17 protein-coding genes and 1 pseudogene are annotated in these 13,386 nt (G+C 35.4%); 14 read left to right on the forward strand and 4 right to left on the reverse strand.

The genetic code is table 11. The features are described 5' to 3' along the window. The first annotated feature begins 179 nt into the window (after positions 1 to 179). Positions 180 to 1,136 (forward strand): succinylglutamate desuccinylase/aspartoacylase family protein, encoded by a 957-nt coding sequence (locus IPP64_17130; protein MBL0331085.1) that lies wholly within the window; start codon positions 180 to 182, stop codon positions 1,134 to 1,136. Between the two features lie 7 nt (positions 1,137 to 1,143). Here the strand turns inward: IPP64_17130 and IPP64_17135 are convergent, their stop codons facing one another. From IPP64_17135 to IPP64_17150, 4 genes are read right to left on the reverse strand one after another with little or no spacing between them, the layout of a single operon-like run. Further along, positions 1,144 to 1,794, reverse strand: coding sequence for a response regulator transcription factor (locus tag IPP64_17135; protein ID MBL0331086.1), 651 nt, complete (start codon positions 1,792 to 1,794; stop codon positions 1,144 to 1,146). Then, positions 1,778 to 2,578 carry a hypothetical protein gene (locus tag IPP64_17140; GenBank protein ID MBL0331087.1) on the reverse strand — a complete coding sequence of 267 codons (801 nt, stop codon included), beginning with the start codon at positions 2,576 to 2,578 and terminating at the stop codon, positions 1,778 to 1,780. The genes IPP64_17135 and IPP64_17140 overlap by 17 nt, the downstream gene beginning before the upstream one ends. After that, a complete protein-coding gene (locus tag IPP64_17145) occupies positions 2,575 to 3,213 on the reverse strand; it encodes a hypothetical protein (protein ID MBL0331088.1) in 639 nt (212 codons plus the stop codon). Before IPP64_17145 ends, IPP64_17140 begins: the two co-directional genes overlap by 4 nt. 58 nt (positions 3,214 to 3,271) lie before the next feature. Further along, the gene (locus tag IPP64_17150) at positions 3,272 to 3,583 is read right to left on the reverse strand and encodes a hypothetical protein (GenBank protein MBL0331089.1); all 312 of its coding nucleotides are present in this window, start codon (positions 3,581 to 3,583) and stop codon (positions 3,272 to 3,274) included. A gap of 259 nt (positions 3,584 to 3,842) precedes the next feature. Between IPP64_17150 and IPP64_17155 the strand changes: the two genes are divergently transcribed. The 13 genes and pseudogenes from IPP64_17155 (at position 3,843) to IPP64_17215 (ending at position 13,318) form a co-directional block, all read left to right on the forward strand. Continuing rightward, complete coding sequence (locus IPP64_17155; GenBank protein ID MBL0331090.1) at positions 3,843 to 4,040, forward strand: DUF3606 domain-containing protein; 198 nt, start codon at positions 3,843 to 3,845, stop codon at positions 4,038 to 4,040. Further along, positions 4,037 to 4,375 carry an HNH endonuclease gene (locus tag IPP64_17160; protein ID MBL0331091.1) on the forward strand — a complete coding sequence of 113 codons (339 nt, stop codon included), beginning with the start codon at positions 4,037 to 4,039 and terminating at the stop codon, positions 4,373 to 4,375. Before IPP64_17155 ends, IPP64_17160 begins: the two co-directional genes overlap by 4 nt. 205 nt (positions 4,376 to 4,580) lie before the next feature. Beyond that, positions 4,581 to 5,678, forward strand: a complete 1,098-nt coding sequence (locus tag IPP64_17165; GenBank protein MBL0331092.1) for a hypothetical protein — start codon at positions 4,581 to 4,583, stop codon at positions 5,676 to 5,678. Next, positions 5,675 to 5,899: a hypothetical protein gene (locus IPP64_17170; protein MBL0331093.1), complete on the forward strand. Its 225-nt coding sequence runs from the start codon at positions 5,675 to 5,677 to the stop codon at positions 5,897 to 5,899. The genes IPP64_17165 and IPP64_17170 overlap by 4 nt, the downstream gene beginning before the upstream one ends. Positions 5,900 to 6,686: 787 nt before the next feature. Continuing rightward, entirely contained in the window at positions 6,687 to 7,256 is a 570-nt protein-coding gene (locus IPP64_17175; protein MBL0331094.1) for a hypothetical protein, read from the forward strand. 215 nt (positions 7,257 to 7,471) lie between these two features. Continuing rightward, the gene (locus IPP64_17180; GenBank protein ID MBL0331095.1) at positions 7,472 to 8,080 is read left to right on the forward strand and encodes a hypothetical protein; all 609 of its coding nucleotides are present in this window, start codon (positions 7,472 to 7,474) and stop codon (positions 8,078 to 8,080) included. A 291-nt stretch (positions 8,081 to 8,371) separates the two neighbouring features. Next, on the forward strand, positions 8,372 to 9,601 hold the full coding sequence (locus tag IPP64_17185) for a choice-of-anchor L domain-containing protein (GenBank protein MBL0331096.1): 1,230 nt from the start codon (positions 8,372 to 8,374) through the stop codon (positions 9,599 to 9,601). A gap of 372 nt (positions 9,602 to 9,973) precedes the next feature. Further along, positions 9,974 to 10,663: a hypothetical protein gene (locus IPP64_17190; GenBank protein MBL0331097.1), complete on the forward strand. Its 690-nt coding sequence runs from the start codon at positions 9,974 to 9,976 to the stop codon at positions 10,661 to 10,663. A 147-nt stretch (positions 10,664 to 10,810) separates the two neighbouring features. Further along, positions 10,811 to 11,647, forward strand: a complete 837-nt coding sequence (locus IPP64_17195; GenBank protein ID MBL0331098.1) for an alpha/beta hydrolase — start codon at positions 10,811 to 10,813, stop codon at positions 11,645 to 11,647. Positions 11,648 to 11,741: 94 nt separating this feature from the next. Next, positions 11,742 to 12,080: a n-acetylglutamate synthase gene (locus tag IPP64_17200; GenBank protein ID MBL0331099.1), complete on the forward strand. Its 339-nt coding sequence runs from the start codon at positions 11,742 to 11,744 to the stop codon at positions 12,078 to 12,080. A 219-nt stretch (positions 12,081 to 12,299) separates the two neighbouring features. Then, positions 12,300 to 12,836 carry a DUF2975 domain-containing protein gene (locus IPP64_17205; GenBank protein MBL0331100.1) on the forward strand — a complete coding sequence of 179 codons (537 nt, stop codon included), beginning with the start codon at positions 12,300 to 12,302 and terminating at the stop codon, positions 12,834 to 12,836. A gap of 3 nt (positions 12,837 to 12,839) precedes the next feature. Beyond that, on the forward strand, positions 12,840 to 13,061 hold the full coding sequence (locus tag IPP64_17210) for a helix-turn-helix transcriptional regulator (protein MBL0331101.1): 222 nt from the start codon (positions 12,840 to 12,842) through the stop codon (positions 13,059 to 13,061). A 35-nt stretch (positions 13,062 to 13,096) separates the two neighbouring features. Beyond that, positions 13,097 to 13,318 (forward strand): annotated as a pseudogene (locus IPP64_17215) (DUF1272 domain-containing protein). The last annotated feature ends 68 nt before the right edge of the window (positions 13,319 to 13,386 follow it).

Consider the following 13,386-nt stretch of genomic DNA (forward strand, 5'->3'; position numbering starts at 1 on the left):
AAATAGGAACGCAGATTTTTTATGATTTTCATGATTAAAAAAGATTTTTATTTTTTGTTCTTTAGTTTACCTGATAGACAAAATTATGATTGCACTAAAATCAAATCATAATTTATCATAATCCCGATAGCTATCGGGACTGCGTTCCATAACACAAAGCATAGCACTAGAAACATAAAATGACCTACTCCAACAAAGACATTCACATCAACGGCATGGACATCAAGCCCGGGCAAAATGCTCAGGTGAGTTTGAATTGGTATCAACTACCCACCAAAACTGTTATTGAAATTCCTGTTTATGTTTTTCGTTCGAAGAATCCCGGACCAACACTCTTGATTCTTGCCGGCATGCACGGTGATGAAATCAATGGGATTGAAATTGTCCGCAGACTCATCACACGTGACGATGTAAAAAAACCTTTGTGTGGAAGCATCATTGCCATTCCGGTGATCAATACCATTTCATTTTTATCCGGCTCCCGCGATTTGCCCGATGGCAGAGATTTAAACCGCTGCTTCCCCGGAACAAAAAATGGTTCGTTGGGCGGACGCATCGCCTACGATTTAATGAATGAAATTATTCCGCAAATAGATTTTGGTGTCGACTTTCATACCGGTGGTGCAAAAATTCACAACTACCCTCAGTTGCGTTGTGTGTTTAATAATAAAGTGAATCTGGATCTTGGAAAAAAATTCGCTCCGGCTCTCATCATCAACTCTCCTTTCCGCGACAATACACTTCGTAAAGAAGCTTCACGAAAAGGAAAATCCATTTTGGTTTTTGAAGGTGGTGAATCTTCCCGCTTCGATTATCTTTCTATCAACGAAGGCATGAACGGTTGCATCCGACTCATGCATCATTTAAAAATGGTGAAAACGGAAATCCCGAACAACCCAACTGTCTTGTTACACAAATCTACTTGGGTGCGTGCAAAATCATCGGGCTTGTTTCATACATCCAAAACCAATGGCGCACATATCCGCAAAGGAGAAATTGTCGGTTCTATCTCCGACCCGTATGGTGAACACGATGAGAAATTGGTTTCTCCTACTGACGGATACATTGTGGGAATCAACAACCAACCGGTGGTGAACCAGGGCGATGCCTTGATGCACATTGGCATTGAAGAATAATCCAATCTTACTTTAATAAATTATGTTTCATCGCATACATGATGATGCCGATGGAATTTTTTGCTTTTGTCTTTTGCAGAATCCGTTCTTTATGTCCTTCTACCGTGCGCACACTCACATCCAACTTATCTGCAATTTCTTTACTTGTTAATTCTTTACTGATCAAACGAATGATTTCTACTTCACGGTCTGTCAATACCACTTCCGCGAAAGTGGGACGAATCTTTTTACTTTCTACCAAGCCTTTTACCATTGCACGTGAAATCTGGTCGTTGAAATAATAATCGTTTTCCATCACGCCATAAATCGCATCCACTACAATTTCAATGTCTTGATTTTTTAATAAAAATCCATTCGCCCCTTTGCTAATCAAATGGTGAATGAATCCTTCTTCGTTGTGCATCGTCACAATAATAATTTTTGTGCCTTCGTATTTGTTTTGTAAACGCTCGGTGGTTTCAATGCCATCCATCACGGGCATTTGCAGGTCGAGGAGAATCACATCGACACGTTTCTTTTTTAATTGTTCGAGCAATTCTTCTCCGTTTGAAGCTTCGATGACCACTTCAAATTCAGGAAAATCTTTGATTAAAGCAATCATCCCTTTTCTAAAAAGTGCATGATCGTCTACTACGGCTATTCTAATCGATGGCGTCATTCAATGGAATTTCGATGGTTACTTTCGATTCGTTTTTACTTACGGTAATATATTGTACGGTGGCATTAATCATTTGCGCGCGACTTTGGATGCTGCGTAAGCCGATGCCTCCCACTCCTTCGGACAGTTGATTTACTTTTTCGGTACTGATGCCAATGCCGTTGTGTGCAATTTCGGTGGTATACACTTGTGCATTGCAACGCAAGGTAATTGAAATTTCAGATGCTTGTGCATGTTTGATAATGTTGTTCAACGATTCTTGCACAATGCGATACAATTGCAATTCTACTTTTTTCGAGAGCTGTGGAATTCCTTCTTGCGGATGAAAGTTAATGTCGATTAAGTTGGATGTTTTTATCTGACGGCATAATTCCAACAATCCTTTTTCGTAACCGAGTCGGATTAAAATGGGCGGCATCAAATCGCGGGCGATGCTGCGAATGTTTTCAATAGAAGATTCCAACAAGCCTTTGCTCTCTCCTACCAATTGTTTGGTGAGTTCTACATTGTCGGAGTTGCGTTCAATTCTATTTAAATACAAGTTGATCACATTCAATACCGAACCCACATCATCGTGAATGTCTTTTGCAATTTTTTCACGTTCCAGTTCGGCCACTTGGATACTCGCATCGGTTAATTTTTTTTGGTGAAGACTTTCTTTGTCTTTTAAAACGGCTCTGTTTTCAAACATTCGTTTTTGGTGAAGGAGCACAAAAAAAATAACGAAGAACACCAATATTAATATGGAGATGGTACCGATAACTAATAAGATGGCCGGGCTCATGCGTTTTTTGCTTTTATAAAACCAATACAAATTAACACATTGTAAATGACATTTAAAGGAGAATGTATTAACAGAAATAATAAATACGAATCGGCAGGCGGCAAGGATTTATCGGAAATGAATAATAAAATGTTGCCCGAAAAGTAAATTAAGATGCCCGAGTTAATCCAGAAAAACGGAAGTGACAAGACGTTTTCATAAATCAAATTGCGCAATAAATAGGCAAACGAGAGCAAGGACAATAAAATAAAAATGGAGGATTCGACCGTTACCGAAAAATTATCCAAACTGTGAAATCCGTTGATTTTATAATCGATGTATTCGACAATGTAAAACACCGGAAACAAGAGCAGCAAATAACCCACTTTAAAATACTGTTTGTAAAACAACATGTAGAACAAGGTGATGAGCGAAAACTCCGACAAGGTATACACATGAAACGTAATTAAGTTGGAGGTATCATCACTGGCGATGGCGAGGCCCAGAATTTCAACGGTGGTACCAATAAAGGTGAGCGCAAAAACAGGAAGCAAATAGGTTTTAATTTTTCGAATACAAAACAATCCAACCAGAAAAGGTACGATCGTAAATGCAATGGAGATATAAGAAAACCAATAAAGTTGTTCGTTGCTCATAAATAAAAAAAGACGACATAAATGTCGTCTTTAAAGATACTTCTTTTTTAAAACTTGCTTAGGAGTTCAAAGCATTGTTTGTGCCGCAATAAGGCGGACAAGGTTTGCTACGTTCAGCAAGTAAGCCGTTTACCAAATCATTTTCGTTGGCATCGGTACCTACAACAACCAAATGTTTGTTGCCTTTGGTGTCGAGGGCATAATACAAGCGAATACCAACGCATCCTGTTTGGTTTAAAATCGCCTCAATGGCTGCTTTACCAAAAAAGTGACCTTTGATAGATTGAGGGTTTGCAGCACGGTATGCTGCTGTCCACGCAGCCGCTTCTTGCAGACTGATCGTGTGATCTTCGTTTCCTGTGAAACTCATGATGTTAGGGGTTTAGGAGTAAATACTGTACTTATGTTTAGTAATTACAAGATAAGAAATTCATTAAAAACAAATGCCATTTAGTACCGACCTAAATTGATAACATCGTAATTGTCAAAGTGCTAACTCAAAAAGCAGATTTTTTATAGGGTATTTTTACCCTGTAAATGGGGTAAAAATACCCTAAGGCAAAATGGGGTATTTCTACGCTAAAACAGATGAAACGGACTTGTTAGCTTTACACCATTAACGACAGTGTATGAATAAGAATCTAAATAGCATTACCAAATTTTACAACGAGCGCATCGACATTTCCAAAAAGGAAGAGTTGCAACGCTGGAGCAAAGTGCTTTCCTGCAGGGAAGACGACTTGGTTCAAGCGGTGTTGTCGATTGGCAATTCCGTAAAAATGGTAGATACCTTCCTTTGTTTGAACCGCAAAAAACTAGATGCATGAGCAAAAAACGCATGGACGGAAAATTATTTACCCAAGACCTGATTGACAAGGTATGGGAAAAAGCTGACATTGTTTTTGGAGTAGATCCCAAGATTTTCCGGAAAGACAAATGCGGAGCATGGATCAAAAAAGACCAATATGGCAAGTCGCATGCAAACTCCACCATGGCTTGGGAGATTGACCATATCAAACCATTCAGCTGGGGCGGCACCGATGAACTTTCGAATTTACAAGCCTTGCAATACAACAACAACGAACAAAAAAACGATCAATATCCCTTTTGGTCCTGCACCGTAAAAAGTGTGGAACATACCAATCAATTTATCAATTCCTAAAAATTGAACTACTCTAAATTCAATTTTATTTTTTGATTGTATTTTTTTGAAGTAGATTTTATTGGGATGGATTGGTGTGGGGAAATGGGTATACTTGAGTCGGTGATTTAAATAAAAATATTGTTATAAATAAATTATAAATAACTTGTTGGACTTAGCCACAAGTTATGCCTCATGCCTAAAGACTATTTAATAGACAGAATATATGACAGCAGTAGCAGGGATTTTAAACAAACAAGGTGTAGCTATCGCAGCAGACAGTGCTGTAACAGTGAATGGAGTAAATCACAGGAAGGTATATAATTCTGCGAATAAGATATTTACTCTCTCCAAATATCATCCAGTAGGAATTGCGATATACAATAGCGCACAAATTATGGGCATTCCATGGGAAATATTGATAAAGGAATATAGAAAACAAATAGGTGACAAAAGTTTTCCAAAACTTTCAGATTATAAAGACAACTTCCTTAGTTGGTTAGAGGCAAATAATTATTTTATCGAAAAACAAAACAACACCTACATCTTTGTTGACTTTCTTTCTTTTGTTCAAGCAATTATAAACGAGCCACAATTTCAATCGGAATTGAGAAAAGGTGCTGATATTGAAACATTACTTAGTGACAAATTAAATAATTTTAGTCTTGAAATAATCAAATCGCCTTCAATCGATTCATTAAAAGGAATTAATGAACCTGATACAAAAAAACTCATTGCTTCACTAGTGCCTGAAATATTAGGAGCCCTTTCTAATAATTTTAATAGAAATTTCGATCAATCAAAACTTGAAAAGCCATTATTAGAATCGTATTTTAATTTTCTTAATCACGATTGGTTTATCCAATACACTGGCCTTATTTTCACAGGCTATGGAGAAACAGAAATTTTTCCCAGACTGATAACCATAAATGTTTCGCTTGTTATAGATGGAAAGCTCAGATTTATTGAAGACAAGAAAAAAGAAGTCGTAATATCTGATGCAAATAATGCTAGTATTAGACCTTTTGCACAAACAGACGTTATTGATACTGTTTTGCAGGGCATAAGCCCAGAACTTAAAGGACTTTCAACTAATGTTTTTGGCGATTTTATAAATCAGTTTATTCATGAAATAACTCAAATTCCTAGTATTCCTGCTGAATTGTTAGTATCCCTACAAGCAATAAATACACAACAATATGTTCAAAACTATCATCAGCAACTCGGCAATATCGTTAGCAAACGTTACGTTAAGCCATTGATGGGTGCTGTAGCTCAATTATCTAAAGAAGATCTTAAAAATATATTTAAATTTGTATCATGATAAATTCATTCAAGTTTACATTCCCAACATTTGACATTGACGAACCAAATGAAATTATTCTTGACGTTCCTTCAATAAATAATGTTGGCATTCAGACTTCAAAAAGTTCTGACGAAAAATTCGTAACCGCCTCGGTTAATGAAATTAGAGAAATGATTGTGACAGAAATGATTTCAAATGTAAAACAAGACCTCTCTAAACTCACTGGCACGAAAGCTTAACTGCAAGCAAGCGTAAGCGGGCTGACTCAATCGTCCTTCACGCAAGTTAAAGCGCGCATAAGGGCAAAATAAATTTCTTTTGCCCTCATTAATTTAGTTTTATTTCTTTAAATTACCTTTTATGAATATGAATACGTTGTGCTTACAAACATTTATAATAATTGCACATCACAAGTCATACAAAAATGTCAATAACAACTAACATACAAGAATACTCCCTGACACATATAAGACTGACAGGAAAAACACTTAAGTTGTTTTTCAAAAAAGCGAATAGCACCCAAACGGACAAAGTTTTAGAATTAAAAAATGTAGTTGCTTATACTGACAATCGAAAAGACGAAAAATCATTATACTTGACATTAGAGATTCTGCCGGTTCTTATGGAACTGACATGGCTATGCAACTCAAAAGGCCGGAAGTCCAAAGTTTCAAAGAAGTTTTCCTTTTCACAGATGCCCAATTAATTAACCATACATTTCATGCTTTAGCAGAAGAAATTGTTTGGCGGGACTTTGAAAATAATTTGCAAGACAATAATTATTAACGAAAGATACACAGCAGAACAAATTTGTGTGACGCACTCTTTTTAAATAAAAGCAAGGCTTAACAAATAAAGTTTTACTGTTGCAAAAACGCTACCCGTGTTAAACGATTATTAAACGTTTCTACCCGTTTCTACCCATTTATAAACGTTTCCACATGGATAAATGAAAGGATTGGTTTTACTAAATTATGTATACCTTGCAGGGCATAACGAGAAGTTAAATGCTACTTTTAGAGGACAATGACAGAAGAATATAAACGAAAACTTTTTCTAAATCGACAATTTGAAGCAAACACATTTCAAGTTGGTAAAGTTCGCCTCAACTCATCTATTCGTGACTTAGACCGCAATGAAATCATTGATGTATTTGTTGATCAGAAAGGATATGAAAATTTAAATTTTTCTGACCGAATTGAATCGTTGAAAACTACATCTGGGTGGGTACATTATGCATCAGGTGCATCCTTCAAAATTGACCAGGGTGTTGTTAGACAAATTAAACTGTCAACAAAATACCTTCAAGACAACAAAATCAACAAGGCAGATTTGTTAGGTATTTTTGGACAACCAGACACGGAACTCATAGACGACATTTGTTACTCAGCACTCGACTATAACATTGATGCACATATTCTCGTTTACCGAAAAAGGCAGATTTACGCATTCGTTGACCCACAGACTGAAATTTTAAAAGAACTGCATTTTGGAACGCTTGATGAAAAAATATATGGGAATAAAAATAAACCTAATTCTAACCTCACCCTAGCAAAAGCTAAGCGATCGTGGTGGCAGAAACTTTTCGGCAATTAATAAACACTTCTACCCGTTTCTACCCATTTATAAACGTTTCTACCCGTTTAAAAACGGCTAATATATTGAAGAACTTAATTTAAAATAAATTGCATAACTTGTCTGCTAGTAAGAGGTTCACTTATAATTTACAGGCAATGCAAGAAAGACCAATATTAATTATTATCGTTTTGACATTTTTGAGTTGTGGCACAGACACTCAAAACAAAACGACAATGAATGGCCCTGTAAATAACACTCCAATTGACAGTATACTCGCAGTCACAACCCCTACAAAACCAAGCGTTGACACAATTGTCTTAAAAGAAGCACATAACCAAGATGATCTTGTCGTGAATGAATATCTCCTTGACAAACTCAAACCAATTCGCGAAAACTTTAAACGAATAAACTCTACTGAAAAATGGACTTCCTCAGACACAATAGAATTGTGGGAATCATTGGAAGGCGGTGAAGCTGCATTCTATTACCTCAACAACAAATTAGAAAGAATAATAACTCGACATTTTGGCGAGACCTACCAACTCTTAACTGAGTATTACTTACTAAACGGGCAAGTTTCATTTGTTTTAGAAAAATCTTATAAATACAACAGACCATTGTTTTATGATTCGATTGCAATGAAGGAAAACAATGACAATCAGGTATGGGATTTTGACAAGTCTGAAATCATCGAAGACAGAAGCTATTTTTCAAATGGAAGGTTAATCCATCAAATCAGCAATCAAGATTGTGGATCACCTTTCACAGAAGACTATTTAGCAGAAGAACAAAAAAGAATAAAAGATTCTTTCGATAAATTAATGAAATTGAAGAAGAAATAAACAAATGAAAGAAAGCCATTTTTTCAATTGGTATTTGAACTCATAAATCACTTTGAGAACTTTTAGGCTCTTTTCTACCCATTTATAAACGTTTCTACTTAATTATAAACGAGTATACACAATTATAAACGGGTAATAAACGTTTCTACACGGATGCGCATTTAGGAGGAATAGAGAGAACGTATAGAAAGGGTGTTGAACGACAGATGCAGTGCGATTACAAGAAGATTGATTAAAAACGTATCCTTTTCAGAATTACTCATTATAGAAGAATCATCATCATTGCATACTATGAAAAAGATAGCAGTCCTTTTACTCTTAACCCTCTTTTGTAAAACAGGCATTAGTCAGATCAAATTTGACATTTCCAAAATAAGAAAAACAGATACCGAAAAGTTTGAAAAAGAGAATTTGTCGAATGTCATTTATTTAGACATGACATTTGGTGGTTCAGACTTTGTGAACACCAACACGTTTAAAAAGCTCGAAAATAAAATTATTAAAAAAGTACAATATGTTTATTCCGACTATCCCAAGGACTTCGACTATTCTGAATTAGTTTTTCAACGCTTTGCCTCTTTATATGTTGAGCTGCCGCAGGTTTTTAACAAGTCGTGGATTGAATGGGAGATTATAAAACAAACAAAATGTTCCAGCGCGTATGAAGCAAGTAGTCTGTTTCATGGGTTTGTCATCACATTTAAGGACGGAGCCGAACCGAACAAGCTGGTTGCAATTCCACCAGATATTCAAAAGAAATTAGACAAGATAACCTCCTCCGTTGAGTTTTTTGAAATTAAATCTACCGAAGATTTATCAAAATTTTTAGCGCCCAAAGAAATTAAAATCAGTGATATTAAATATCCGAATAAAACGGCCTCCATAAAATTGTTTAAACAAAAAGATGCGGGGGCATTGACCATTGTTGAAGGACTTTTTTTAACAACGGGAATTCCGCAAGGAGCTATTGGACCAAACAATTCCCCTTCCGTTAGCTCCGTCAATTATAACATCATTACCCCAGACAAAAATTTGTCGAGTTTAGTTGGCAATTCCTTATCGCTATTTGATGCAGCGATTATTGAATTCGATATACAGATTGATGCAGATTCATTAGTCTTTAAATATGCATTTGCATCGGAAGAGTATCCGGAGTATTTGCAATACAATGATGTTTTTGGGTTATTTATTTCGGGTCAAGGACTCAATAACAATCCCAAAGACACAACGTATAATTTGGCATCCCTTCCTGACGGGAAAACGCCAATTTCTGTTTCATCAATCAATCACTTGAAAAATAGCAACTATTATATTTCCAATGATTATAATTCCGACTTAAAAATATTTAAGACATGGCAATATGATGGTTTTACAAAGGTATTAACCGCCAAAATAAAAGTGAAGCCAAAGCATAAATATCATATCAAATTTGCCATAGCCGATTACGGTGACCCCTATTACGATTCCGCAATTTTCATTGATGCATTTGGAATCAAGACTCCCAAAACACCGTTGCATTAACATGTTGTTTTTGAATATCTAGGCTTGCTATCCGTTGCAACCGCTAATCGTGTATAAACGTTTCTACTTAATTATAAACGAGTAATAAACGCTTACACACAAGTAATAAACGTTTATACTTAATTATACACGAATAGAAACAGTTATACACGCTTATAAACGGGTAATAAACGTTTCTACACGGATAAGATTTTACGATTTTAAAAGAGAATTTTAGAAAATTGTGTTTAACTTGTAGTGAGGAGCGGCTGGAGATTTTGGTTATTAGCATGAAAAGTTGAAGACATAAAATCAAACTGGAGGTATAAAGTCATTTAGCAACTTTTAACACCAAAAGTTTTTAATTACATTTGTTTTATCGACAACTTTGATTTGAAAAACGCCAAACAACGCCAGAGTACAAACCTTACGTACAAATACAAAATGACATTGTATACGAGTTATAATATGGTTAAAAACTTTACAACAATAATTTTCATGGGGCTACTTACATTTTTTTTCAGTTGTACCAACAAAAACACTAAGGCTCAGGATACAGTTAATCTAGCTGAAATCACTTCACGCATAGATCCAGAAGAAGGTTGGAGCGACATTTTTTTAAAAATAACTTCTGACATCAAAACGGATACATCACATATTTATATTGCCAAAGGTCTTTATAAAGGAAAAACTGTGGGATTACAAATTGAAGTAAATTCAAAAATCCAAGCCGGAATCGTTGACGGAAGGCCAGACCCCAAATTTGGATTTATTGCAAATGCTGTTCGTCTTACAACAATTGGACAAGAGAGCGATGAACTGGTACAAGCTTTAGGAGAGCTTTATCAACAACCCGTAAAAAAAGGGTTTGCTAAACAAGCGATATCAGCAACAGCATTTTCACTCAATGAAATTGCTGTCGATCTTGATAAAAATGCATATTACAAACTGAAGCTATTCTTTGAAGAAGAAGGCTTGTATTCTGAAGTATTTCTGAACATTAATACCAACAAAAAGGAAATTGAAATACATGAAAAAGACGAAGGTTATAGAGAACCCCTAATAAAGGTATGGACAAAGTAAGTCAACAGACTGAAAAACTTCTTGAAACAAATTGATTTCCTAATATACCCACGTAGAAACGTTTCTACTTAATTATAAACGAGTAAAAACGATTATACACGATTAAGCGTTGAATATTTAAATGTAGAATAAATAGACTCCATTAAAATGACTAGATTTTTATTACTCGTATTTGGATTCATCGGTTTTTCCTTTCTGAGTTTACAAATAGACAAGAACAAGGAAACCTTTGTTGAAATAAAGGGTAAAAAGCAGTTTTACACAGCGAAAGGTGCTGGAGATCCAGTTGTGGTATTTATTACCGGACTTGGACCAACAATGGACGACTTTCAGAAGATACAAGCTCGTGTTTCCAAACATACAAAAACCATTTGCTACGACCGGGCAGGGATTGGAAAATCAGAATCCTTTGGGAACGAACGAAACCTTGAAAATATATGCAACGAATTAAACGAATTGATTGATAAAATTGGATTGAACAAACAATTCATATTAGTGGGACATTCCAGAGGCGGTTTGATAGCGCGGTATTTTGTAAGTAAATATCCGGAACGAGTTTGCGGATTGCTATTGATCGACCCCGCCATTCCTGAACTCAAATGGAAGAAAAGAGAATTGAGAACAGAAAAAGAAAAAATTGAATTTGATACGTTTTACAATTCATTTTGTTATGATAGCACAAACTACTCCGCTACGATAAGAAACGAATTCATACACTCTTTTACCACCGACTCTTCTTTTGTTTATGGAAAGGGATTTCCAACGAATATTCCAATCACGATTATTGGTTCCAATAAACTAACGGAAGCAAAATACAGTAAAGAGGAAACGACAATAAAAGTTGACTTTCTGAATAGCTATTTAAAAATAAATTCAGCAATAAAATTAATTCTTACCAGCAAGTCTGGACATTACATTTATGATACGGAACCCAAACTGGTAATCAATGAAATTTTAGCAATTGTCGATAATGTAAAAAACTAAGAGAAAGGGATATTCGGATTCTAGAAAATTGTGTTAAACTTGTAAGCAGCAAACAGTCCGTTCCCAACCAACAAACAACCCTAGCGTAAAAACAATGATCAATTACAATAACAAACAATTCAGACCAATTAGTAATACTGAAAATGGAGAAACCTCCAATGAAACTATTTTTTTGTATCAGCAAGTTGGTCGTATTTTATCGTCTGAATATTCGGGAGGTAAAATCATTCAAGGACATTTAATTGGAATTGTAGATGAAGCGGGAAACATTGATATGCGTTACCATCAAGTAAATGAAAAAGGAGAGCTAATGACGGGGATTTGCAAATCACGACCGGAAATATTGCCCAATGGGAAAATTAGATTGCATGAAACTTGGGAATGGACATCCGGTGATAAGTCCAAGGGAGAATCAATAATTGAAGAACAATAAAAGAAATTAGAAATGACGATTGAACTAAGGAAAATAGACGCGGCAGATTATAAAATTGTTCGTCATGAGCAACCTTTTGGAAAAACAGCGTTCCTGTTCAACTGAAATGGATCCTTCAAAATCGATACCCAATCAATAATTTATGATAAATAATACATTTTTATTGTTTATCAATAAATTATTAGTATGTTTGCAGCATCATTTAAAATTTTATTCACCATGTCTAAAACAAACAACTTCGTATTTATCGTCTTAAAGATTGTTACTTGGATGATCTTCGTTGGTTTATGTATTGAAGCCGGAGGACTAATCGTCAATTTCTTTTTTAGTTTGTACAAACCTGAATTTGTCCAAAACTTATATCAAAAACTGGATTTAAGCAGTATGTATGAACGCAGTCAATTCGCTTTTTACAGCATGTATAGTTTTATCCTGGTCATTGCACTTTTAAAAGCAGTCCTGTTTTATATCGTTGTTCGATTAATCAGTAACATTAATTTGGCAAAACCCTTCAATAGCTATTCTGCAAAACAGGTTTCGTTAATGAGTTATTATACTTTCTCTATCGGAATTTTGAGTTACATCGCCCGAGAAACGACACAGTACCTGCTAAACAGAGGTTATGCTATTGACAACTTAAATCAGTTTTGGGCAGACAGTCAAGCCTTTATTTTGATGGCAGCAGTCATTTATGTAATTGCAACAATTTTTTCTAAAGGTGTTGAAATTCAAAACGAAAACGACTTAACCGTATAAACGATGCCAATTATTGTAAATTTAGATGTGATGATGGCGAAACGGAAAATATCGCTGAATGAACTTTCGGAAAGAGTCGATTTAACCTTGTCCAATCTTTCCATCTTAAAGACAGGAAAAGCAAAAGCAATTCGTTTTAGCACTTTAGAAGCCATTTGTAAAGCATTGGACTGTCAACCAGCCGATATTTTAGAATTTGTGAACGACAAGAAAAAAAATCGTTAATGATAAGTAGCTGCTAAATTTCAATTCATACAACATTGCTTTAAATAATACCGATCTGCGAAAATTGTGCAAAGTTATTACCTAACGACAGTATCGAAGCAATGATTTGCACGTATGAATGTACGTTCTGCATCACCTGTGTGAACGATATTCTTAAACATGTTTGTCCGAATTGTGGTGGTGGTTTTGAAAAACGCCCTGCCCGTTTGAGTACTCTGTTGCAAAAAATTCCTGCATGTACAAAACCACATCACTAACCCATCGACAAAGAAGCCCTTCAAAATAAAATTTGAAAAAAAAAGCCATTGCATCCGAAAAAGGTAAA

Source organism: Bacteroidota bacterium (assembly GCA_016722565.1).
Lineage (GTDB): Bacteria > Bacteroidota > Bacteroidia > 2-12-FULL-35-15 > 2-12-FULL-35-15 > 2-12-FULL-35-15.